The following is a 24,940-nucleotide window of genomic DNA, read 5'->3' on the forward strand; positions in this document are numbered from 1 at the left end:
ATCTTGTGCTGTTTAATTATTGAAAAAGTTTATTTAAAGAAACTTTTAATTTTTTTAAAAAATTATTTCGAAAGGCGAGTTTAAATGGAAGAAAAAGAACTACCAGAACAACAAATTTGGGATCAAATTTTAAAAGATTTGTCTCTTATTTATAGTAACGAAGTTTTTGAAGAAACTTTTTCTAATATTAAAACTCCATATAAAATAGAAGATGGAATTATTTTTATTTTAGTTGAAAACGATTTTATAAAAAATAAAATTGTTTATATTTATTTAAAAAAAATTGAAGAATTATCGAAAAAATATTCTAAAAAAAAAATAACTTTCAATTTTATTACTAAGGAAGAAATTAAAAAAGAAAAAGAAGAAGAAATTCAAGAAAAAAGAATAAATTTTAACAGTTATCATTTAGGGAAATTAGAAGCTGATTATAAATTTGATAATTTTGTTGTTGGTCCGAGTAATATTTTCGCCTTTAAAATGGCTAAACAAATCGCTGAAGCTAAAGTAGTACAAACAAATCCTTTATATATTTTTGGTTCAGTGGGTTTAGGTAAGACTCATCTTATGCAAGCGATTGGTAATTATATTTTTGATAAACATCCTCATAAAAAGATTTTATATGTTAAAGCTGATGGTTTTATTGAAGATTTCACTAATCAATTAAGAAAAGATAAAATGGAAGATTTCAATAATAAATACCGTAATATTGATGTTCTTTTGGTAGATGATATTCAAATAATGGCTGATGCTAAAAGAACTCAAATGGAATTTTTTAAACTTTTTGATTATCTGAATTTGAATAAAAAACAAATCATTATTACCAGCGATAAACCCATTTCTGAATTGAATAAAATTATGGAAAGATTGACTAATCGTTTTAAAGCGGGATTAATAGTAGATATTAAAAAACCCGATTCTAAACATCGCTTAGAAATTTTAAAGAAAAAAATATTTGAGATTGAAGGCGCCAACACCAAAATAAAAAAAGAAATTTTAGAATTTATTTCTTCACGTTTTGGCGATAATATAAGGGAAATGGAAGGAGCTTTGTTAAGGCTTTTAAATTATACTCAAATTTATGGGTTAGAAATTAATTTAAAAAATGTAACAGAAGCTCTAGATCCTTTATTAAAAAATAAAAAAATTCTTTCCAAAGAAGAGATAGACGCTAAAAAAATAAAAAATATAGTTAGTGAATTTTATAATATCAGTGTACGCGATTTAATTAGCGAAAAAAAACATAATAAATTTTCTCTACCTCGTCATATCGCTATTTATTTAATTAAAAAAATAAATAATGCTTCATATGAAATAATTGGACTACACTTTAATAAAAGGCATCATTCTACTATTTTAAAAGCTTACAGAAAAATAGAGAAAAAAATCAAAGAAAACGAAGAATTGAAAAAAACTGTTGAACTTATTATAGAAAAAATCAATAGTTAAAATTAATTTTAAAGAAAAGAAATATAAAATATGAATTTTGAAATAAAAAAAGAAGTTTTATTGCATTTTTTACTCCAAATTCAAAAAATACTTCCTACAAAAACTTTTTTCCCAGTTTATTATAATATTAAAATAGAAATTCAAGAAGATGTTTTATTTTTAGAAGTCATTAACATGAATATAGCAGCAAGATTAGAAATAAAAGATGAAAGTTTAAAAGTTAAAAAAACTGGTTCTTTGATTGTAATTGGAAAGTATTTTATTGATATTATTAAAAAAATTGATTCACCTCTTATCAAGATTTCTTCTATGGATAATAAGTTATTAGTTATCAAAACTTTACCTTCTTCGGAATATAAATTAAAAATGATGAATTTTAACGATTTTCCTTCTATTGATTTTGCTTTTAATTTTGAAAAATTCTTCCTTTTAAAAAGTGATTTTTTAAAGAAATTAATTAAAGAAGCTGTTATTGTAACTTCTAAGGATAAACAAAAAATTATTTTAACAGGAGTTAATTTAATTTATAAAAAACCTTTTTTAACCGCTTTATCTACTGATTCTTTTCGTATAAGTCAAAAAAGAATAGAATTGAATTTAGATTATCCTGATTTTAATATCGTTATTCCTAGTAAGAGTTTAGAAGAAATGAATAAACTTTTAGAACAACAAAAAGATGAAAACATTAAAATAGCCATTAACGAACAAAAGCTTTTTTTATGTTCTGAATCTTTATTGTTTCAAACAATTCTTCTTGAAGGCAATTTCCCTTTGATGCAACAAATTAAAGAAGAAAATTTTTCTTCTTTTGTTAAATTAAAAAAAGAAGATTTAACTAAAACATTGGAAAGATTATCTTTATTTTTACCTAAAGAAGAAAATATTTTCAATAATATTGTTCATTTAAATATTGATCAAAATCAAAAAATAGAAATTTTTTCCGGAAGTGAAGAAATAGGAAACGCATCAGAAGAAATTTTACTTTTAGAAGATAAGGTTGAAGAAAATATTAAAACAGCCTTTAATGTGAAACATTTAGAAGAAATTTTAAAAGTTTTCCCCACTAAAGAAATAAAAATTCATTTTGATAATTCAGCCAAACCTTTTATCATTTCTAGCGAAGAAGATAAAACACTTTTATATTTAATTTTACCATTTTTATAAAATAATTGTTTTTAATTTAAAACAATTATTTTTAATTTAAAACAATTATTTTTTTACTTTTTGACAATGATTTATTTAAAAAAATTAAAGAAAGAGGAGAAGAAAGGTGAAAAATTTAAAAAAAGAAGATTTAGAAATTTATGAATTAATAAAAAAAGAAACCCAAAGGCAAGAAGAGCATATAGAGTTAATTGCCTCAGAAAATTACGTTTCTGAAGCTGTTTTGGAAGCTCAAGGGAGCGTTTTAACTAATAAATATTCTGAAGGTTATCCACAAAAAAGATATTATCATGGTTGTGATTATGTTGATGAAATTGAAAATATAGCGATTGAAAGAGTTAAAAAATTATTTAAAGTTAAATACGCTAATGTTCAACCTCATTCAGGTTCACAAGCTAATATGGCGGTTTTTCAATCTTTATTGAAACCTAATGATACTATTTTAGGAATGTCTTTAAACGCTGGTGGTCATTTAACTCATGGTTCAAAAGTTAGTTTTTCTGGTAATTTTTTAAATTCATTTAGTTATGGCGTTTCGCCAGACAACGAAATGATTGATTACGAAGAAGTTAGAAGAATAGCGCACGAAACCAAACCTAAATTAATTATCGCGGGAGCTTCTGCTTATTCTAGAACTATTGATTTTCAAGAATTTAGAAAAATAGCTGATGAAGTCAACGCTTATTTAATGGTAGATATGGCTCATATTGCTGGTTTAGTGGCAGCAAACTTACATCCTTCTCCTTTTTTAGCTAATGCTGATGTTGTTACTTCTACTACTCATAAAACTTTAAGAGGTCCAAGAGGGGGAATAATTTTAACCAATAATGAAGAAATAATTAAAAAAATTAATAAAGGTGTTTTTCCGGGCATTCAAGGTGGTCCTTTAATGCATGTCATTGCTGCCAAAGCGGTCGCCTTCAAAGAAACTTTAAAAGATGATTTTATTGTTTATCAACAACAAATAGTTAAAAATGCAAAAGCTTTAGCTAATGCTTTAAAAGAATTAGGTTATCGTTTAGTCAGCCAAACAACTGATAATCATTTAATACTTATTGATTTGAAGCATAAACACCCCTTTTTAAATGGTAAATTAGCAGCAGATGCTCTTCATAAAGCTAATATAACTGTTAATAAAAATTCTATTCCTTTTGATAAAGAAAAAATTTCTTTAACTAGTGGAATCAGAATAGGAACGCCAGCTATGACGACAAGAGGATTAAAAGAAAAAGATTTTGTTCAAATTGCTTATTTAATTGACCGAGTTTTGAATAATTATGAAAATGAAGCAGTTTTGAAAGAAGTTAAAAAAGAAGTATTGACGATAACAAAAAAATTCCCTTTAAAGAAAAATTAAATTTTTATTATTTTTTTAATAAAATATTTTGAAAAATGTTTTTTTAATGTTAAAATTAAAGGTGATAAATATTAAAAAGTTAATTCATAATTTTTTAATAAAATAAAAAGGGGATTTTATTTATGAAAAATAAATTACAACAACCCGAGTTTTATGAAATAGAAGTTTCTTGTGCTACTTGCAAGAAAACACATAAAATAGGTACAACAGTTAAAACTATGAAAATTGAAACTTGTTCCAATTGTCATTCTTTTTACACTGATTCACAAGTTTTTGTAACTGTCGCTGGACAAGTAGATAAGTTTCACAAACGTTATGGTTATGATCAAAAAAAAGACGATAATAAACAACAAACAGAGGAATAATTTTTTTAACATAGAAAGGTTTTATAAAAAATGATTTTAGATCAAGAAGGATTTATTGAAGTCATTTGTGGACCGATGTTTTCCGGGAAGACGACAGAATTGATTAAACGTATTGAAACATTGAATTCGTTGAGAAAAAATTTTTTAGTTTTCAAACCTTCAATTGACAATCGTTATTCTCTCAAAAGCGAATTAGTAACTCACGATTTAAAAACCGTTCCTTCTTTGTTAGTTAATAAAAGTTCAGAAATTTTAGATATTCTTAAAGAAAATGAAAACATTGAATATTTAATCATAGATGAAGTTCAATTTTTTGATAAAGATATAGAAAAAATTTTAAACAATTTATCTTATAAAGGGATGAAAATTATTATCGCTGGTTTAGAATTGGATTATCGTGGAGAACCATTCGGTTCTATGCCATATTTATTATCAATATCTGATAAAGTAACTAAGTTAAAATCTTTTTGTTTTATTTGTGGCAAAGAGGCAACAAGAACGCAAAGAATATTCGCTAACGAAAAAGAAAATAATGAAGAACAACCTGTTATTTTAATAGGTGGCAATAATTATCATGAATCTTGTTGTCGTAAATGTCATAATTTTTAAAAAAATTTATTTTAAAAATTAATGTAAGGAATTTAATGTATAATTGAATATAGAAGAAAAGCATTTTTTCTTTATGAAAGAAGCTTTTAAAGAAGCCAAAAAAGCTTTTTTAAAAGATGAAGTTCCTGTTGGCGCTGTTGCTGTTATGAATGATAAAATAATATCAAGAGCCCACAATAATATAGAAAAAAGTCAATTATTTTATGGTCATGCTGAATTTTTACTTTTAATGAAATTAAATAAAAAATTAAAAACTTATCGAATGGATGAAGTAACTATTTATATCACTTTGGAACCTTGTCTTATGTGCGCTGGCGCTTTAATTCAATCTCGGATTCAAACAATATATTATAGTACTTTTAATCCAAAATCATATTTTTTTAAAAAATTATTTGTTCTTTTGGAAGAAAAAAAACATAAACAAAATAATTTTATTAAATTAGAATTATTGGAAAAAGAAAATGAACATATTTTAAAAAAATTTTTTTACAATTTAAGAAAGAAATAATTTTTATATTTTATTTAAAAATCTTCTTAAAAATCATCATTCAATGTAAAGATAATGAATCTGGTCAGGTCTTGATTGAAGCAGCCATAAGTTTAATTTCATGTGAGTGATGATTTTTAAGAAGATTTTTTTATAATTGAAAATAAACCAATAAAAGGAATCTATTTGATTATGAATTTATTTACAAACAAAAACAAAATTCAACTTTTACCTTTTGTTTTTAATTCCGTTGAAGGAAATGCTTTTCGTGAAGAAAATTGTCTTTTTAAAGATCAAGAAAAAAAAATTGAGTTTTTTTATTTAAAGCAAAGCAAATATAATTCTTTTTTTTTGAATATGAACCAATATGTTGTTTGGACTTATTTAAATGGCGTTTTTAGAGTTTTGATTCATGAAGAATATTATGATAAATTCAACGCTTTATATCAAAAAGAAATTAATTCTTTTTACATGAATTTTATTTATGAATTATTAAACAAACGCGCAAACATAATTAAAAAAAACTTTTTGTCTTTAGGGATTGGTTTTGCTGCTTCTCTTGTTTTATCTACTTTAGTTAAATCATTAATTCCAAATTTAAATGGTTATAAGGTTGTTATGTTATTCGCTTTACCGATTATTTTATTTTTAATCATTTTGATGTTTTTTATGAAAAAAAGCGATAAGAAATTCCAATTAGATAAAAAAAAATTATTTATCCAATTTATTCAAGAATCTGAAAATTTTTTAGGCAAAGAAGAATTAGAAAATATTTTATCCCAACATAGACTTTACAGACATGTTCCAGAAAACGAATAAAAATTATTTTTTATGAAAAAATTTTTAAAAAAGGAGGTTATCAGAAAATGAATTACGAAGCTATTGTTATTGGCGGCGGACATGCCGGCGTAGAAGCCGCTTTAGCCTTATCCAAAAAACATAAAACTTTATTAATTACAGGCAATTTAGAACAAATTGCCGCTCTTCCTTGTAATCCTTCTATTGGCGGACCGGCCAAAGGTGTTGTTGTAAGAGAGATCGAAGCTTTAGGCGGTATTATGGGAAAAGCAGCCGATTTATCACAAATTCAAATGAAAATGCTAAACACTTCTAAAGGACCTGCTGTAAGAAGTTTAAGAGCTCAAATTGATAAAGTAAAATATCCTAAAGTAGTGATTCAAATGTTAAAAGAAGCTGATAATTTAACTTTATTAGAAGGTTTAGTGGAAGAATTAATTATTGAAAAACAACAAGTTAAAGGGGTTAAATTACAAGACGGAACACTTATTTATAGCGAAGTTGTTGTTATGACGACAGGAACTTATTTATCCAGTAAAGTTTTGATGGGAAAATCAAAAACTAACTCTGGCCCTAATAATGAACCAACCACTTATGGCATTAGCAAACAACTGAAAGAACATGGTTTTGAAGTTATTCGTTTGAAAACGGGCACTCCACCTAGAATTCAAAAAGATAGCATTGATTATACTAAAGCTAAAATGCAATTTGGCGATGGTATTTTACAAACTTTTAGCTCTCCTTCAGTTATTGATGATTTAGGCGTCCAAGAACCTTGTTATTTGCTTCACACTAATGAAGAAACTCACGAATTAATCGAACAAAATTTATACGAATCGGCGATGTATGATGGTCAAATAGAAGGAACGGGTCCGCGTTATTGCCCTTCTATAGAAGATAAAGTAGTGCGTTTTTGCGATAAAAAACAACATCAAATTTTTATTGAACCAGAAAGTTTAGAATCTGATGAAATGTATTTGCAAGGTCTTTCCACAAGTATGCCTAAAGAAATACAACATAAAATTTTAAAAACTATTCCGGCTTTAGAAAATGCTAAAATAGTTAGATATGCTTATGCTATTGAATATGATGCGTTCAATCCTAATCAATTAAAACATACTTTAGAAACTAAAAAAATAAATAATTTATTTTTTGCTGGTCAAATTAACGGTACTAGTGGTTATGAAGAAGCAGCTTGTCAAGGTTTAATAGCTGGAATTAACGCTAGTTTAAAACTGCAAGATAAAGATGGTTTGGTTTTAAACAGAAATGAAGCTTATATTGGCGTTTTAATTGATGATTTGATCAATAAAGGAACAAAAGAGCCTTATCGTTTATTGACTTCAAGAGCAGAATTTCGTCTATTATTAAGACATGATAACGCTGACTTAAGATTAACTCATTATGGTTATGAATTAGGTTTAGTGGACGAAAAAACTTATAAAAACGTAGAAACAAAACGTCTAGAAGTAAACATGTTAAAAGAAAAATTACAAGCAACTTTTTTTGAAGTTAATGAAAAGAATTTAAATTATTTAAAAGAACATAACTCTTCTTTAATTGCGGAAAAAACGAGTTTATATAAATTATTAAAAAGAACAGAATTAAATACAAATATTTTGAAATTTGTTTTTGACCAACAGTATACGCCAGAAGTTTTAGAACAAGTTGAAATTCAAGTTAAATACGAAAATTACATTTTAAAAGCCGAAAAAGAAGCGCAAAAACTTCTTCAATTAGAAAACAAAACAATCCCTATTGATATTGATTATTCAGTAATTCACAATTTATCTAAAGAAGCTAAAGAAAAATTAACAACAATTAAACCTTATAATTTAGGTCAAGCGTCCAGAATTTTAGGTGTTAATCCGGTTGATATCTCTATTTTATTAGTTTTCTTGCAAAGGACTCAAAATTTTGATGAATCAAATATTAAAAGAAACATTTAATTTAAACGAATTACAATTAGAACAATTTAAAACATATTATTCTTTTTTAATAGAATACAACGAAAAAACCAATTTAACCGCTTTATCGAGTGAAAAAGATGTTTATTTAAAACATTTTTATGATTCTTTATTGATTTCTCAAAATATTGATTTGAATAAAATTGATACTTTAAGCGATTTAGGCACTGGAGCCGGTTTTCCCAGCATTCCTTTAAAAATTTTATTCCCTCATTTAAAAATTTTTTTAATTGATTCTTCTTTAAAAAAAATTAATTTCTTAGAATCATTAGTTAAAAAACTGAATTTAACTGATGTATTTTTATTTCATCAAAGGATTGAACAACACGATAAACAATATGATTTGGTAATCGCTAGAGCTTTAGGTAAATTAAAATTAATTTTAAAATTAGCTTCTCCTCTTATTAAAAAAAAGGGTTATTTTATAGCAATGAAAGGACCTAATTACGAGGCAGAATTGAAACATCTTAAAATGACGAAAATAAAATTAAAACAAAAATTCTTTTTAGAATTACCGGAAGAATTAGGTAAAAGAGTTAATTTATTATTTCAAAAAATAAATTAACTCTTTTTTAATATACCAAATCTTAAAATTGTAATTCTTTTGGGACAATTTATTGCTTATTGCTCATTATCTCCATTGGGGCAAATATTTTTTCAACAGTGAAGAAAAGAAAAAATCCATCGTTACTTTTTAAAGTTAACGATGGATTTTATTATTTAATCAACAAACGATTATTCATTTTTTTTAAAAACAGTTACTCGACGTTGTTCGGTGTAAATAGCTTGGTTTATATTTTCTGTTTTGGTAGGTTCAATATCTTTGGCTTCTAAATTTTTAATTAAGTCTTTAATAACATCTTCTTTATTTAAAACAAAATTAAAAGCGAATGCATTCCAAAATTCCCATCCATTACGTTCTAAAACCCTTTGACGGTTTAAATCATGATCATCTTGTTCGGCACTTTGTAATCTATCACCGTGACAATCAATAGCTAAACGGTTATCATTATCCCCTTCAACCACTAAATCAATTCGGTAAGAACCGACTTTAACTTGAGGAAGAACACGGTAACCTAAATCAACTAAAATATCATAAATTTGACGTTCAAAATCTGTTTCACAAAGAGTTCTGAAATTTTTAATTTTTTTCTCTTCTTGACTAAAAGGTAAACTAAAATGTTTGATAATTCCACGTCTTAAGACATCTTTATTGCTGAGTTGATTTTCATTCATTTCTATACTGCGGACTAAATACATACGATCACGAGCACGAGAAGCAGCAACATTGAAACGTTGATAAGCGTCTTCTTTAGTCAAAGGCATTGGTTTTTTACCGTTAGGACGGAAAGAAACCACTAAAGAAAGGAAAATAATATTTCTTTCTTCACCTTGGAAAGTTCTAGCATTACCACATTTAATAGCATGACGTTCTAAAAGATCATTAGGCAATTCTCGTTCTAACATATCGTAAATATAATGTTCTTGACGATCACCTTTTAAAGTAACAACCCCAATAGTTTTATCTTTCATCGTAGGATCGGCACAAATTCTTTTGATCTCATCCACAATATAACGCGCTTCTGCTTTATTAATTTCTTGTTTTTCATCTTCACAAGCTCCATCAGTCACTAAAACATCGATTAGCGGCGGATCAAGACGTTCAGATTTTTTCGGCAGACGCATCGGTTGGATTTCATTATGGTAAAATTCTCTATTAGAATATTCAATAATAGGAGAAACAGAACGGAAATGTTCTTTTAACATAATTTTTTCATGAGCGAAAACTACTTGAAATAATTCATAAATAGAAGAACCTGAGCTTAAATGCCCTTGATAACGTTTGACTTGATTTTTAAGGAAACGTTGAGATAAAATTTGTGTTTTACTCACATCAGAAATATCATGCGGACCAACCTGTTTATCATCACCAACAATTAAAATTTTATCAGCTCTTAAAAAAGCCGCTAAAGCAGATAAATCGGATTGTGAAGCTTCATCGATAATTACTAAATCAAAATTACCTATTTGAGAAGGTAAAACTTCCGAAATTTTATCATGAGGCATAATCCAACAAGGAATAGCATTAGATTCTAAAATATTAGTTAAAGCTTGACGGGCTTGACGTCTATGAATAGGAGCTTTTTTACCAGTTCCTTTTCCTATTTTAGCGATATGAGTGATAAATGATTGTAAAGCCGATTCCATATCAGGAGTACTTTTGCGAGAGACTTGTAACCAAGTTTTTTTAGATACTATTTGTTTATAAACTTTTTCCAAATCAATAATTTTTTGTTTTCTCTTGGCTTCCATTTTGTTTAAATAGTCGCGAGTTTGCAAATTATAAAGATGAACTTCAAGTTGTTTTAACCACCAAATTTCATCCCAATCATTGGGCAAAAGATTATCAGAAGAAGAACTTAGAGGCGGTTTATTTCTTAAATCATCAGCCCATAAAGGAGCTCCTGATTTTTCAATCATTTCAGAAACGGTTTTAATGGTTTCAAAATTTTCTTTTAAAGCGTCTAAATTTTTGATTTCTTTTAAAAAGGAATCGGTTTCTTTTTTCAAGGTTTTAACGTTTATTTCTGGATTGCCACATTTTTCTTCAATTAAATTTTGGACATTTTCAAATAATTCAGCAGAAGATATTGCAAAAACATCCTTAATTTTATTTTTCTGTTTATAAGCGTCTCTAACATTATGAAATTCAATATTTTTTTGTAAATCATTTTGTAATTGAGTTAATAAATCAAGCCTATTAGGAACTTGCTTTATTTCTGGAAATTTAGGCAATAATTCAGAAACTAATTTAATTATTTCTGCGTCTCTAACATCTTTCTCAATTAAATATTGATAATGATCAGACACTTTTTTCAAACGTAAAATATGTTTAGGGTTGAAAGTACTTGGATCAGAATTATCATAGTTCACTAATTCATCACTTAATAATAAATTAGAAGCTAAACCGTTTTGCCAAATGATAATTAAATTTCTCATCTTTTTTCTTAAACGGAAATATTTTTGCACATGTTTCCAATCTTCTTTATTTTCAGGTCTGTTAGAAATAATGACAATTGAAGACAATTTTTCTTTTTCCGCTTTTTTGCCAAAACTAAATAAACCAAAAGCGCTTTTTCCTGAAGCTTTTTTATTAATAGCTCTCATCATTTCAGCATCTAATTCTAAATTAGCGAAACTAGCGACAGGTCTTGTTAAAAAATCTTGTTGTTGTGCTACTGCTTCTTGAATATCTTTATAAAAAACGGCGAATTCTTTTAAAGGTAAGTCGTGTCTAGATTTTTTTAAAGTATTTTTAATGGATCCATGCCAAGCAAATTTTTTCTCACCATCAATTAAAGATTGGTTTAATTTTATTTGGTATTCTACCATTTCCAGAAGATGTTGAGCTTTTTCTAAAATTTTATCATTTTTAAATTCTAAAGAAAAAATTTTATTCTCTTTGATTTCTTCTTTAATAGAATTATAAGTAATAATATTGGTGTGAATTTCCATTAAATTTTCTACTAAATCAGGCTCAATTGTAGGTATTTCTATATTTAAATAAGAAATTTTTTCGCCCACTTTAAGACGAGCTTTTTTTAGTTCAGTAATATCTTCTGATTTAAATAAAGGAGCATTTGTTAATTTCAATTCATCTTTAAACCATTCAATTTTGTGACGTTTTTTTACTAATGTTTTTGAAGCATCTAAAGGTTTGATAGGAGGACGAGATTGTTCCGGTAAAAAAACAATTAAATCAAAATTACGTTGAAAAAATTCTTTAATCTTTTGTTCAATATGAGCTAATTCATTTTGAATGAAATCTATTGCTTTTTCTAAAGAAGAAATATCTTTTTCAAATTTATCTTCATCAATAGAGTTAATTTGATCTTTAATAACTGAAACATTATGTTCCAATTGTTTTAAATCTTCTTGTTCGCTTGATAAAAAACTAACCGCTAGAGGTCTTATTTCTGGAAGTAATTTATCTCTTAAAACATTAAGAGCGGTTTTTTTCATAGATGTAACTAAAACTCTTTTACCTAAAGTTAAATAATGAGAAAGAATATTGGCGATTGTATGGGTTTTACCAGTTCCTGGTGGCCCTTGAACTACTAATCCTTCATAACTTTCTAACTTTTGAATGATTTTAACTTGTTCTTCGTTAGAAGCCATAGTGAAAAATAAATCTTTCACAGGAACAGCCTCAGGATCTTCGTTAGAAGGGTAATGAATTTCCAAACTTCTAAATTCCGGCATTTTAATTTTTTTACGGGAATCTGATTGTTCTTCCAGGATAGATAAAATTCCTTTCGGAATATCAGGTAAATTTCTTGTAGCTACTTGAAATTGACTTTGAAAACGTTCTAAATCTTGAATTAAAAATTTATTATCACGCGGACGAATGAAAACTACCCAATTATCAGTAATTTTTAATTCTTCTGTTATTGGTAATAAAGTGCGATCATTATTCCCTTGTGGCTTATATTCCCCTTGCGGATCAAGATGAGAAGCCGCTATTTTAAGAATAGAATCAAAAGTTTTAGGATTATAAGGAGAAAAAACCACATTTCTACCTTCTTGAGAAACTAATGAAGATTTTTTCCAAGCAGTTTCAATAGCGGAAACACCAGGATTTTGAATAAAAGTGTAAATATCTAACTCTAATTGAGGCTCTCTAAGAGGCATTAATTCCATAGAATTAGTTCTTTCGTTCATATGGATTTCTAAAGCATGACTAATTAAAGGATAACGAATTTTGGATTTTTTACCATCTGAATTCCATAAAACAATTCCTACTCCTAAAACTAATTCACGATGAGAATCATCTTGATTGCTTCTAAATTCTTGTTCTAATTTATATAATTTTTTATATAATTGTCTTGTTTTGCTAATTTCGGCTTCTTTTTCAGCCCAAACTTTCCAAGTATTTTGGTAATAATTGTCAAAATCAGTTTGAAGAGATTGATTTAAAGGTAAAAATTCTTTTAGAAAAACATAATCTTTTTCGTTTTCTTCGTTAAAATTGGTTGTGATAGGAAAACCTGATTCTTTTAGTTCTGATTTTTTGACTTTATTTTTTAAAACAGGCAATATTCTATAATCATCAGAAATATTTAACCATAATTTTAATAAAGGGTTTTTAGTAATTTGAGGAGCCACAGGAGGAGCGAAACGTTCTATTGTGATCCAAACATCTCCTTCTTTCGCTTTAGGATTCATATACACTCCTGGCAAGGCTAAGAGAGTATTCTCATGATAAAACCATTCATGACTTTCGACATCAATTATAATTTTATCACGTATTTTTTTAGTTTCTTTTGTGAAATCCAATAACGACAAAAGACGTTTGTATTCTATGTTCATATAAAATTTTCTTTTTCTTTCTTTGAAGTTTAAGAAGAAGTGAGATGAGATGTTTAAAAACAATTTTAAATATTTAAAAAAATAATAAAATATTAGAAAATTAAATATTTTTAAAAAATAGAGTTTTTTAAAAAAATTAAGATATAATAAAATTAATATATTATTATTTAATTATAATAAAAACAGCTTAAAAAGTCAATTTTTTTATCAATTAAATAATATGATTTAAAGGAAATAAATAAAATTATTAAATAATATATATATTTTAAGTTATAAAATTTTATATAATAAAAATGTATAAGTAAAAATATTTTTGATTAAATTTAAGGAGAAAAAACATCATGTCCAAAAAAATACCTGTAGGCGTGTCCGGAAGACACGTTCATTTAACGCAAAAAACATTAGATATTTTGTTTGGTAGCGAAAATTATCAATTAACTGTTTTTAAAAATTTAAAACAAGTGGGTCAATACGCTGCTGAAGAAAAGATTGATGTTATGAGTCCTGAAGGTAAATTAATTACAGGCGTACGTATCGTTGGTCCGGTTAGAAACGTTGACCAAGTGGAAATTAGTCAAAGCGATAATTTAAGATATAAATTTAAAGCTCCTGTAAGAAGTTCTGGCGATATTAAAAATTCTGATAAAGCCACTTTAATCGGTCCTAAAGGACAAGTAGATATTGCTGAAGGAGTTATTTTATCAGACAGACATATTCATTTTTCCGAAGAAGAAGCGAAAGAATATGGCATCGTAGATAAAGAAATGGTAAATGTTAAAATAGACGGCATTAAACCAGGTGTTTTAGAAGATGTTTTATGTCGCGTACATAAAGATTACAGATTAGAATGTCATTTAGATACTGACGATGCTAGCGCGTTTTTATTAAAAAGCGGCGATTCAGTAACTTTAATTAAGAAATAATTGGATTTATAACTTTTTTTTAAATAAGGTTATTTGGTCAAAATTAACCAATCATCGAAAATATATAATTATGATCAAAATATTTTTTATTCCATATTTCTCAAAAATAACATTTTTTTGGATAAAAAAGAAAGAGTCATATATATAATGTGTAAAAAAAATAATTTTAAAGAACCGGAAAAATTCCATAGACCAGAAGTTTTTAGAGATCCAATTTATGGTTATATTTATTTAGATTATCTTTTCTTAGAAAAATTGATCAATACTAAAGTTTTTCAACGATTAAGACGCATTAAACAATTAAGTTTTGTTAATGTAGTTTTTCACGGCGCGGAACATTCACGTTTTTCTCATAGTTTAGGAGTTTATGAGTTATCAAGAAGGTTTATAGAAACTCATAAATTTCAACTATCAGAAGAAATTTTTTCTTTAAGAAATAAATTAATTTTATTGACCGCTTCTTTACTGCATGATATCGGTCATGGAGCTTATTCTCACATGTTTGAACGTATTTTTAAAACTAATCATGAAGAAAAAACTGCTGAAATTATCGTTCATAATGAAGAAATAAGAGCTATTTTAGATTCCATAGATCAAGATTTTAAAAAAGATGTAGCTTCGGTTATTAAAAAAGAAAAAGATAACGAATTTCAATTGATTCAACAACTTTTAACCAGTCAATTAGATTTTGATCGCTTGGATTATTTAAAAAGAGATTCTTTTTTTACAGGCGTTTCTTACGGACATATCGATACTGATCGTTTGATTAGAATTATTGATATAGAAAAACGCGAACAAAAATATCAAATAGTTTTTAGAAAAAACGGTATTTCCGCGATTGAAAACTATTTAATCAATCGTTATCATATGTATAGACAAGTTTATTATCATCCAAAAATTAAAGGTTATTCCATCATTTTAGAAAAAATTTTTATTAGAATAAAAAAATTAATTTCTGAAAATTATTTTTTTGATAGCGATATTATCGTTCTTTTGAAAGAGTTTTTAGATCAAAAACAAGATTTAAATAAAAATTTAGAAACATATTTAAAAATAGATGATTTTTACGTTAATTCTTTAATTGTTCGCTTACAAGATGATAAAGACGTTATTTTAGCGAATTTATGTCAAGATTTTTTAAACCGTAGGATATGGAAATATAAAGAAAATAACGATAAGAATAAAGAAATTATAAATAAAATTAAAAAACATTATGGTGCTAATGGCGAATATTACACTTTTGAAGATAACTCTATTACGCAAGATGCTTATAGAGAAGATGACGACAATATTGGCGAACAAATTTTTATTTCATCCCATACTTCGTCTAATAATAAAATTCAGCCATTAAGTCGCGAATCAACCATTATTAGCAGTCTAATGGATGGTGTTATGCAAAAAGAAAACCGTAAGTTTTTTTATTATAGAGAGTATTCAGATAAAAAAGAATGAAACCAAAACACATCATTAAAAAACAATACGGTCAAAATTTTTTAAATGACATTAATTTATTGACTTATATAGTGGAAAAAGCTGGCTTAGATAACCAAAATGTTGTGGAAATAGGTCCCGGAAAAGGCGCTTTAACTAAATTAATCGTTAAAAAGGCTAAAAAAGTTGTGGCTTACGAAATAGACGTTTCTTTAAAACCTTTTTTACAATTTGATTCTCATTTTGATATTAATATTATTTACGATGATTTTTTAAAAAGAAATTTAGAACACGATTTTCAAACTTATTTTCAAGAAGAGGATATTGTTTTAATTGGTAATTTGCCTTATAATATTACCTCTCCTATATTATTTAAAATTTTATTTTTGCCGCAAATAAAAACTTTCACTATTATGGTGCAAAAAGAAGTAGCTTTACGTCTTTTATCTAAACCACATAATACTACTTATAATTCTATAAGTGTTATTTTTCAGTCTTTAATGGTAATTAGTAAAATTAAAGATGTGAAAAATACTATGTTTTTTCCTAAACCGAAAGTAGATAGTACGGTTTTAAAATTCGAAAGAATCGCTTTAGAGGCAACAGAAAAAGCTTTTATAGAAAAGAAGTTTTTTAACTTTGTTAAAGCTTCTTTCCAACAGAAAAGAAAAAAATTATTAAATAATCTACATTCTCATTTTAAAATTTCTAAAAAAGAATTAATACCTTTTTTTGAAAAAAATCAACTTTCTTTAGATATAAGAGCAGAACAAATAGGAATTATACAATTTCAACAAATAGCGACCTCTTTTTTTGATTTTTTTGTTTTATAAAGAAAAATTTCTCACTTTAATTTGAAAAATAAAATAATAAACTCTCAATATTTTTTATAATTATGTTAAAATAGATTTATAGTTTAATTAGATTTATTTTAAAATAAAATATAAGAGTTAGGGGAACAATATAAATGCAAGTTACCGATGTTAGAATCAAATTACACAAGGGCGAAAACAGATTAAGAGGTGTTGCTTCTGTTGCTTTTGATAATGCCTTTGTTGTTCATTATATTAAAATTATCGAAGGAGAAAGAGGCATTTTTATCGCAATGCCTAGTATTAAAACCAATTCTGAAGATGTTAAAAAACCTAATTATATCGATATAGCTCATCCTATTAACACTGAAACAAGAACTATGATTGAAAATGCTATCATAGAAACTTATAAAGAGATAGTTGAAAGAGCAGCATAAGTATGAAAAAAAATAACTTGAGATATATTAATTTAAAGCAATTAGTGTTTGTTTCTTCCTTGTCGGCTTTATCCATCGCTTTAAACGTGATGACACCTAAAATTTTAGGTTTTGCCCGACCGTTACAAAAATTCCTTTGGTTAGATTTTTTAACAGTCATCCCTTTTTTGATTATGCCTTTGTATAACAAAAATTATTTTGTGGTTTCTACAGCGGCTTTTTTATCAGAATTCGTGAGTTTTTGGTTTAGGAAATCACTTTATCCTTATAATCCCCTCTTAAGTGTTTCTTTCGCTTTTTGTTGGGGTTTTTTACCTTTATTAATGTTAAAAAATAAGGAGATGTCCTTTTTAAAACATTATTTGATTATTACCTTTATTGCGGTGATGCATTTTTTCCTTTTTATCCTTTTAAACTTCTTTTTTATAGACGCTATTTTCAGCAAAAAAGAAGGCAGTTTTACAACTTTATTACAAGATAATTTTATGGGAAGGTTTTTAACACCTTTTTTATACATTAAATTTATCAGCGTTTTTTTCGTTTCTTTTTTAATTACTTATTTATACCGTATTATTAAAAGACAACTATTAAACGTGTTTTCCTTTAATTAAAAATATTCCCCTTTAATTAAAAAAAAGATTTTTGTCTCGTTGAGAAGAATTGTTCCCTTTTAGGTCTTTAACCCTTGAAGTTGATGGTTCTTTTTTTATTGTAAAATCAGCAATAAATTTATTTTAAAATAATAAAAAAACCTTCTTTCTTAAAGAAATTGTTAAGAAAAAAAGAACATGAATAAAAAAAACAAACTATTTAATTTTCATTAAATAATTTGTTTTTTCTTTTTATACAGGTATCTTTTACAGATGAGATATTTTTTTTAATAATAATTGCGTTACATCTTTAATAGACATTTTAGGATCGTTAACAATAATTTCTATTATTTTGTTTTCTTTTTGATAATATTCCACTAAAGGAAGAGTTTCTTGTTTGTAAACATTTAAACGTTTAGTGAAAGTCTCTAAATTATCGTCTTTTCTTTGAATTAAAGGTGTTTGGTCTTTGTCGCATAAATTAGCCTTTTGAGGGACTTTAGTAGACAAGTGATAAATTTCTCCACATTTAGGACAAATAATTCTCCCTAAAATTCTTTGTTTTAAACATTCTTCACTAGAATTGAAGTAAATAACTTTGGTTAAATTGATCTTTTTGTCTTCAAATTCTTTAGTTAAAAATTTAGCTTGTGATAAATTACGAGGAAAACCGTCTAAAACAAAACCATTTTTAACATCATCTTGTGCTAAGCGCTCGCTTATCATAGCATTTGTCACTTCATCAGGAACTAAAGAACCTTGTTCGATATAAGAATTAGCTAATTTGCCTAATTTAGTTTTTAACACAAAATGTTTTCTAAATATATCTCCTGTAGATATATGAGGAATATTGAAATGTTTAGACAAAACAGAAGCTTGTGTTCCCTTACCAGTAGCGGGCGGTCCTATTAATATTATATTCATTTTTTGCCTCTCTTATTTTGTCTTTATATTCATGTGGGTAATTGATATCTTTTTTACCATAAGAGATCGAAAAGAATTATTTCTTTTGATTGATAATGGATAATAATGTCTGATACTTACTCATCAATATAAATTTAAATATGAATTATTTTATTTGATATAATTTTAGTAGTTAATATTCGCAAAAAGATTAATTTATATTTTTATTAACTTTATTTTTTTAGCTCACAGTTATAATAATAACTAAAAAATAATATTAAAAAAAGAAAAAATAAATATTTTTTTAATATTGAAAAAAACATTAATAAAATATCTTTTTAAAACAATATTATAACATCAATAAGAGCCATTATCAACATCAAATTTATCTTTTTTTGTAAAAAGGTGTAAAAAGGAATAAAGATGATTCAAGGAAGTCAAAAAACGGATAAGAAACAAAAATGACTTAATCATTTTTTTCATAATAAATCTTTCTTTATCTTTTGAAGTGTTAATTCTTTCTTTTACTGTTTTAACCTTTATCATGTTATTATTATTTAAATCAAAAACCCCTTAATAAGGTCTTTTTTTGTAAAAAAAATTGATTCAAGAAAAGTATAAAAAACACTTGACATTATAATGAAAAGGTGTATAATATACCTAACCGTATAAAGAATATGGTTTCATCGCAAATCATTATAATGATTATTATAAAAAAAGCGTAGGTTTGGCGATTGAATTTCCTTCTGAAAATGTTGTTCAAATTCATCATTTTTTTAAAGATCAAAATGGAAACCAAAAATACGAAACTTATACTAGAAATATTGAAGAATCAAGGGGCAAAGCTAGAATATTAAACGTTTTTTATGTGAAAAAAAATAAAAATGATTAATGTATATTTAAAAGGTTTTTTTGTCAAAAAAACCTTTTAAACTTTTTTTATTTTTTTATTTTATTTATATGATTATATAATACATTAATTTTTAAAAAAATTAACAAGAAAATGAAAAAAAATAAACACGAAAAGGCCTATTTTAATATTTTATTAAAATAAGCGAATAAAAGGGATAAAAGTTTTAAAAAAAACTAATAAGAGAGAGAATTATTAATTTTTTGTGGAAAAAGATTATAATAATTGTTAATGTCTAAAAAGCGCATTTGTTTGTCTAAATTATTGACAAAAGGTTTATGTTGTTTAATTTTAGTTAAATTAAAAACTTTTTGCATGCGGTTTTGGGATTGAAGTGTTTTTTTATGTTTAAGAGTAAGATCTTTTTTATCAGAATAATAAAAAATACCATACATTAAAGCATTGTTTCCTTGGTCTTGAAAATATTTTTTCAATAAACGAGGTTTATGTTTCTCATAATAAGTGAGAGATTTGGAAGGAATAGAAAGAGATTTAAGAGGTTTAATTTTATTATGTTTTAAAATATGATTAATTTGCATAAGGTTTAAAAAATTACTTTTGTCAAAGTTTAAAACAGAAGTATAATAAAAATTAATTAAATGCATGTTTTCAATGTGTAAATCAAAAGGAGCTAAGGCAAGGATCTTTTTAACAATAGGATTTTTACAAGATCTTGAAAAAACAAAAAAATGACGGCCTAATAAATTATCTTCTTTCATTTTAAGCATTTTTTCTAAATCATCTTTATTTTTAATACCAGCTTCATATTTACTAACATAATCCGCGATTATAGTAGCAATATCACTTTTAATTAAGCTAAAAGACTGAACAGCCTCTTTAATTTCCATTTTGAAAGTTAAAGCTTTGTTGTAATATAATTCTTGGTATTGTTGTTTTTCTATTTTATCTTTGAAAGTTTTATTTTTTAAAAAAGCTTTGATTTTGAAATCGTCTTTATAAAAAACTTGTAAATTCTGCGCTAAAGGATTTAATTTTTTTAATAAAGGAAGGTGTTTATGAACAACATCAGACCATATTTTAAAAACAGAAGGAATAATTAAAGGTCTTAAAAGAGACTCTTTAAAAGGTTTGATATACTTGGATTTTTTCTTTTTAAAAATATCATGTTGAGAAATGTAATAAGCTTTATGAGTGATAAAACCAGGCTTTTTATCAAACTCAGAATTAAGGAGGCGTCCTTGTTTATTAACTTGTGAATACATAAAATGAGTCTTACCAAAGATTTTTAATAAATCAATATCAAACATCGTATGAGAATGCCAAACGCTGTTTTTTTCGGTTAATTGAAAAGCAGAGAAATATTTAAAAGAGCTTAAAAGCTTTTTAATATCATTGGTAGTTTTACCTTTAAAAAGTAAATAATTTTTATAATGCTTCCTTAAATCTTTAATAAAGAATTTAAATAAATGATGCATAATATCAATGTTTTTAGTTTCTAAAGAAATGCTTCCATCAGCATTATTTAAAGGCAAAGTAAGAGTTAAAAAAGAAATTAAAGGCTGATTGACAAAATTAAAGATAGCTTTATGTTTAGCGTTTTCACGGCTGTTTTTAAGGTTTCTTTTATTATTGCGACGTTTTTCATTTAAATCATTTTGATAAGTTAAAGAATGTTTGGAAGGTAAAAAAACTTTTTCCATAGTAGCGGAGAAACCTAAATAATAAACTAATTCTTTATAAAGCTTTTTCAAAGCTTTAATTTTAATATCTTCAAAATAAGAGAAAAAAGCAGCTTTTGTCAAAGTTTTAATTTTAAGAGATTTAACAAAAAAATTAATAATATATTCAGTTTTTTGAGTATCTAAGATTTTTCCATATAAAGAAAAAAAGGGATTAAAAATAACATCTTCAAAAAAATTAATAATTTGGTCACGGGTAATTTGTTGTAAATGCTTAGTAAGTTCTTTTTTTAGAGTGTCATAATGCTCCTCAATATAAGCATCTGTCAACTCAATCTTTAACGATTCATAGGATGAGTTTAAACAAACTTTAATTAAAATTTTTCTTTTGTCTTTTGTTTTTTTATTGCGTAAATTTTGATGAGCCATTAGATTTTGAAAAACAGGAAAAGAAAAAGTTTTACCGATGGCATTTTTCTTAAAATCTTTGGTTTTAAGATATAAAAGGTTTTGATCAATGTTTTTCTTAAAAAAATCGTCTTTTTTGTTTTGATGGTATAAATTAAAAGAATTTATTTTATAGTTAAAATAAGCTTCAAAAGTCTTTTTAAACTCTTTTCCAAATTCAATATCATCGCGGCCCGCTTGATATTCTTTTTCTAAAAGAGTTTTAAATTGTTGTTTAATTTCGTCGTTTAATTGATATTTAAGGTCATTATTTAAAAGGGTTGATGGTTTCATCTCCTGCCAAAAATCCAAAGGAGTTAAAGGCGTGTTTATCCCATGAATTAAACGCTTATCAACGCTTAATAAATGGAGTTGAATTTTAGCACGTGTTAAAGCAACATACATTAAACGGCGTTCATTAGGAATTTTGTCAGGAGTATTAAAAAAGTTGTCTTTAAAAATTTCGTTTTCAAAACCAATAATGAAAACAGTTTTATATTCTAAACCTTTGGAGCTATGGATAGTAGATAAGCGAACTTTGTCAAGTTCGTTTTTAGAGGAAAAAGGGACGTTGTTTTGAGATAAAAAAAATTGTAAAGATTCCATTAAAGCTTTGTTTCTTGCAAAAATAGCAATATCTTCATAAGAATAACCATTTTTAATTAAATGTTGGATTTGATTTAAAAGATAAAGATTTTCATAATGATTAGAAGGAAAATTTTGACGAGTAATTAAAGCGTCTTGATCTTGAAAAGTACTTTTTAATTTGAAATGGTCTTTAAATTGAGGTATATAATTATGATTAATCAAATTATTAGCAAGGTTTAAAATAGGTTGAACACTCCTATAATTAAGAGATAATTTTTTAGTTTCCATATTAAACTCTCTTACAAGTTGAGAGACATATTTATTGTCAGCGCCCCTAAAAGAATAAATATTTTGGTTAGGATCTCCGACCATAAAAAGAGTGTTATTTTGTCTAGTTAAAAATTGAATGATTTTATATTGGTAATAATTAATGTCTTGGGATTCATCAATAAAGATTTGTTTATAATTGTGAACTTGATTAAGGTTTAAATGATTGAATTTAGTTAATAATTCATAAGCATATATAATTAAATCATCATAATCCATGATATTATTATTGATTTTATAATTTTGATAGGTTTGGTAGATTTCTAAAATAAGAGGGTTGGTTTCATTAAAAACTTTGTTTTTAATACTGGAAAAATGTTTTATTAAAGGAGTGGAATAAGGGTATAAAGCTTTATAATCATGGTTATTTTTAATGATTTCTTTAATGATGTCTTCGGCTTGAAGGTCTTCAATAATTTTAAAATCTTGGGTTAAAGGGGTTTCTAATAAGTCAAGATGGTTTTTAACTAAGGAATAACTAAAACCATGGAAGGTTTTAACATCCGGAGAGATTTCTAATTCTTTTAAGATTTTGTTTTTGATTTGACTTAAAGTATCTTTGGAAAAAACTAAGATTAAGATTTCATAAGAGTTATAGAGGAAACGGCTTTTATGAGTTAAATAAGCGTATCTATTAAATAAAACGGTGGTTTTTGCCTTGATTAAGGCGTGTTTCTTTTATTTTTTTCAACGGCGTTTTTTTCGATGATTTTTTTTCATCATTTTTGTAATTTTTTCATTTGGAACAACGATCTCTTTTTTTCATTTCGTTTTTTTTGGTAAAAACAAAAAAACCAAACTGTTTATATTTTTCATAAACAATTTAGCCTTTATTTAACATATTTAATTCAATTTTAACGGTATTGCTTTTTTTAATACTGCGAATTGTGTTCATTTTTAAATGGTTTAATTTTTTTTCAATCATAAAAATGAATTTCACCACAACAACCATCCTAACCAGCCTTTTTTCTTCGGTGGTGTTTTTTTCTTCGGACGTTTACGTTTTTCAACAACTTTAACTTTTTCTACTTCTTTAAATTTGATTTTTCTACGTTTCAGTTTCTTTGGTTTAACCACGAACTTATAAACATATTTAGCATCGGTTTTTCTTACCAATTGCAAAAATGTCATTTGATTATGTAATGGTTCACGTTCGCCGCCGTCAAAATAAACGCCGATCAAATCCGTATCGGGATTTTTAAGCCTCCATTGTACGCTATCGCTGTTATTAGCGTTATAAGATGCCACGTTAACTACTTTAATCTCGCGTCCGGTTTTAACTTTTAAATAGTCTTGCATAAAAAGCATGCCATTCGTGTGCGCCGCTTCGCCTTTATAGGCTGGCACATAATAAACTTTTGTCACTTTTTTAGGTTTTTTAACAGCTTTAACGACTGCATTGGATGTTGTTTGTTTGATGTCCACTTGATCATAACCTCCTTTGATGTTGTGCTTAATTTTTTATTTGTATGATGATTCATAAAATATAAGATAAAAGGGATCAACAAACTGATCAAATACGAACTCTCATATAAATAAAAGATTTGATATTTGATAAGTAGCTTATTATCCTGTTGTTTTAAAAAAGAAAACATAATCTTTTAACCTCTGTGTGATATTTATCATTACTTTTAAATCATTTTTACTTTTAGAATGCTTCCACATTTTTAAAAGGATGATTTAAAAGTGATGATAAAATATGATGTTTCAACTTAGATAAAGATTACTCTTTATCTTTTGTTGATTTAACATGTTCAGCAGCAGCAGTTTTAACATTTTCTAATGTTTTTGCTAATGCTACACCTTCTGCTATAGCTGCTTTCTTCTTTTCTTGAAGAACTTTTTTATCATCTTCATTTCCTGCCGTTACTTCCATAGTTTCTAACGCTTTTACGTAAGCTTTGTTTTCAACCATTTTTTCATTCAATGTCATCTTAACGTTTTGAGCATAGTTAACTTTTTTGGATTGCCACATATAACCGCTGTTTTTATAAGTCATTACTACATAATTAACTAATAAAGTTACTACTAATAACCTAACAACCCATTTAACAACCGTAATCACTAATTGCGCTTTTTTTGCCTTACTCATTGCCATTTTATCTTTACCTCGTTTTTTCTTTTTTAAGAAATTATTTTTAAAAATTAACTAAAATGACTTTTTAGTTAAATAAATGATAAATGGCAGGTGTTCGTGCTACCTTCCGAAAAACCATTTACCATTTATTTAACTAAAAACTTAAGGTTTGCTAAAAAGCCCTTTTTTTATGTGTTTAAACCTCTTAAAAGTAATAAATTTTTATAAACATATAACATCTGAAAAATTATAATTCAAAGAAAGAAAACGGCATTACGATAAATTTTAC

At 26.1% G+C, this 24,940-nt stretch carries 20 protein-coding genes and 1 other RNA gene; 16 read left to right on the top strand and 5 right to left on the bottom strand.

The genetic code is table 11. The annotated features are described in order from the left end of the window. Positions 1-84 precede the first annotated feature (84 nt). The 10 genes from dnaA to rsmG all read left to right on the top strand — a co-directional run bounded on the left by dnaA (position 85) and on the right by rsmG (position 8,761). The gene (dnaA, locus tag HR065_RS01760) at positions 85-1,449 is read left to right on the top strand and encodes a chromosomal replication initiator protein DnaA (protein WP_178734196.1); all 1,365 of its coding nucleotides are present in this window, start codon (positions 85-87) and stop codon (positions 1,447-1,449) included. Between the two features lie 30 nt (positions 1,450-1,479). Next, on the top strand, positions 1,480-2,613 hold the full coding sequence (gene dnaN / locus HR065_RS01765; RefSeq protein ID WP_178734197.1) for a DNA polymerase III subunit beta: 1,134 nt from the start codon (positions 1,480-1,482) through the stop codon (positions 2,611-2,613). A 106-nt stretch (positions 2,614-2,719) separates the two neighbouring features. Continuing rightward, on the top strand, positions 2,720-3,970 hold the full coding sequence (glyA, locus tag HR065_RS01770; RefSeq protein ID WP_178734198.1) for a serine hydroxymethyltransferase: 1,251 nt from the start codon (positions 2,720-2,722) through the stop codon (positions 3,968-3,970). Positions 3,971-4,092: 122 nt separating this feature from the next. After that, on the top strand, positions 4,093-4,335 hold the full coding sequence (rpmE, locus tag HR065_RS01775) for a 50S ribosomal protein L31 (RefSeq protein WP_178734199.1): 243 nt from the start codon (positions 4,093-4,095) through the stop codon (positions 4,333-4,335). A gap of 30 nt (positions 4,336-4,365) precedes the next feature. After that, positions 4,366-4,944 carry a thymidine kinase gene (locus tag HR065_RS01780; RefSeq protein ID WP_178734200.1) on the top strand — a complete coding sequence of 193 codons (579 nt, stop codon included), beginning with the start codon at positions 4,366-4,368 and terminating at the stop codon, positions 4,942-4,944. A gap of 43 nt (positions 4,945-4,987) precedes the next feature. Continuing rightward, positions 4,988-5,452 carry a nucleoside deaminase gene (locus HR065_RS01785; RefSeq protein ID WP_178734201.1) on the top strand — a complete coding sequence of 155 codons (465 nt, stop codon included), beginning with the start codon at positions 4,988-4,990 and terminating at the stop codon, positions 5,450-5,452. A gap of 27 nt (positions 5,453-5,479) precedes the next feature. Next, an RNA gene (gene ffs, locus HR065_RS01790) (signal recognition particle sRNA small type) lies at positions 5,480-5,574 on the top strand. Between the two features lie 49 nt (positions 5,575-5,623). Beyond that, positions 5,624-6,250, top strand: coding sequence for a hypothetical protein (locus HR065_RS01795; protein ID WP_178734202.1), 627 nt, complete (start codon positions 5,624-5,626; stop codon positions 6,248-6,250). Between the two features lie 47 nt (positions 6,251-6,297). Beyond that, positions 6,298-8,178 (top strand): tRNA uridine-5-carboxymethylaminomethyl(34) synthesis enzyme MnmG, encoded by a 1,881-nt coding sequence (mnmG, locus tag HR065_RS01800; RefSeq protein WP_178734203.1) that lies wholly within the window; start codon positions 6,298-6,300, stop codon positions 8,176-8,178. Then, positions 8,144-8,761, top strand: a complete 618-nt coding sequence (rsmG, locus tag HR065_RS01805) for a 16S rRNA (guanine(527)-N(7))-methyltransferase RsmG (protein WP_178734253.1) — start codon at positions 8,144-8,146, stop codon at positions 8,759-8,761. Before mnmG ends, rsmG begins: the two co-directional genes overlap by 35 nt. Before the next feature lie 170 nt (positions 8,762-8,931). Here rsmG and HR065_RS01810 read toward each other — a convergent pair whose 3' ends face one another. After that, complete coding sequence (locus HR065_RS01810; protein ID WP_178734204.1) at positions 8,932-13,566, bottom strand: AAA domain-containing protein; 4,635 nt, start codon at positions 13,564-13,566, stop codon at positions 8,932-8,934. Positions 13,567-13,907: 341 nt separating this feature from the next. On the opposite strand from HR065_RS01810, the gene pduL reads away from it, so the two are divergent. The 5 genes from pduL (at position 13,908) to HR065_RS01835 (ending at position 17,780) form a co-directional block, all read left to right on the top strand. Then, the gene (gene pduL, locus HR065_RS01815; protein ID WP_178734205.1) at positions 13,908-14,489 is read left to right on the top strand and encodes a phosphate propanoyltransferase; all 582 of its coding nucleotides are present in this window, start codon (positions 13,908-13,910) and stop codon (positions 14,487-14,489) included. A 147-nt stretch (positions 14,490-14,636) separates the two neighbouring features. Further along, positions 14,637-15,941: an HD domain-containing protein gene (locus tag HR065_RS01820; protein ID WP_178734206.1), complete on the top strand. Its 1,305-nt coding sequence runs from the start codon at positions 14,637-14,639 to the stop codon at positions 15,939-15,941. Beyond that, complete coding sequence (gene rsmA, locus HR065_RS01825) at positions 15,938-16,753, top strand: 16S rRNA (adenine(1518)-N(6)/adenine(1519)-N(6))-dimethyltransferase RsmA (protein ID WP_178734207.1); 816 nt, start codon at positions 15,938-15,940, stop codon at positions 16,751-16,753. Before HR065_RS01820 ends, rsmA begins: the two co-directional genes overlap by 4 nt. Positions 16,754-16,887: 134 nt before the next feature. Beyond that, complete coding sequence (locus HR065_RS01830; RefSeq protein WP_178734208.1) at positions 16,888-17,169, top strand: SpoVG family protein; 282 nt, start codon at positions 16,888-16,890, stop codon at positions 17,167-17,169. 2 nt (positions 17,170-17,171) lie between these two features. Beyond that, positions 17,172-17,780, top strand: coding sequence for a hypothetical protein (locus tag HR065_RS01835; protein ID WP_178734209.1), 609 nt, complete (start codon positions 17,172-17,174; stop codon positions 17,778-17,780). Between the two features lie 246 nt (positions 17,781-18,026). Here the strand turns inward: HR065_RS01835 and HR065_RS01840 are convergent, their stop codons facing one another. Further along, a complete protein-coding gene (locus HR065_RS01840) occupies positions 18,027-18,683 on the bottom strand; it encodes an adenylate kinase (RefSeq protein ID WP_178734210.1) in 657 nt (218 codons plus the stop codon). 706 nt (positions 18,684-19,389) lie between these two features. On the opposite strand from HR065_RS01840, the gene HR065_RS01845 reads away from it, so the two are divergent. Continuing rightward, positions 19,390-19,554, top strand: a complete 165-nt coding sequence (locus tag HR065_RS01845) for a hypothetical protein (protein ID WP_178734211.1) — start codon at positions 19,390-19,392, stop codon at positions 19,552-19,554. Between the two features lie 194 nt (positions 19,555-19,748). Here HR065_RS01845 and HR065_RS01850 read toward each other — a convergent pair whose 3' ends face one another. The 3 genes from HR065_RS01850 to HR065_RS01860 all read right to left on the bottom strand — a co-directional run bounded on the left by HR065_RS01850 (position 19,749) and on the right by HR065_RS01860 (position 24,672). Further along, positions 19,749-23,237: a UvrD-helicase domain-containing protein gene (locus HR065_RS01850; protein WP_308704519.1), complete on the bottom strand. Its 3,489-nt coding sequence runs from the start codon at positions 23,235-23,237 to the stop codon at positions 19,749-19,751. A gap of 273 nt (positions 23,238-23,510) precedes the next feature. Next, complete coding sequence (locus tag HR065_RS01855; protein WP_178734213.1) at positions 23,511-23,999, bottom strand: hypothetical protein; 489 nt, start codon at positions 23,997-23,999, stop codon at positions 23,511-23,513. Positions 24,000-24,297: 298 nt separating this feature from the next. After that, positions 24,298-24,672: a hypothetical protein gene (locus HR065_RS01860; protein WP_178734214.1), complete on the bottom strand. Its 375-nt coding sequence runs from the start codon at positions 24,670-24,672 to the stop codon at positions 24,298-24,300. Positions 24,673-24,940 lie beyond the last annotated feature (268 nt).

This window comes from Candidatus Phytoplasma pruni, from assembly GCF_013391955.1.
Lineage (GTDB): Bacteria > Bacillota_I > Bacilli_A > Acholeplasmatales > Acholeplasmataceae > Phytoplasma.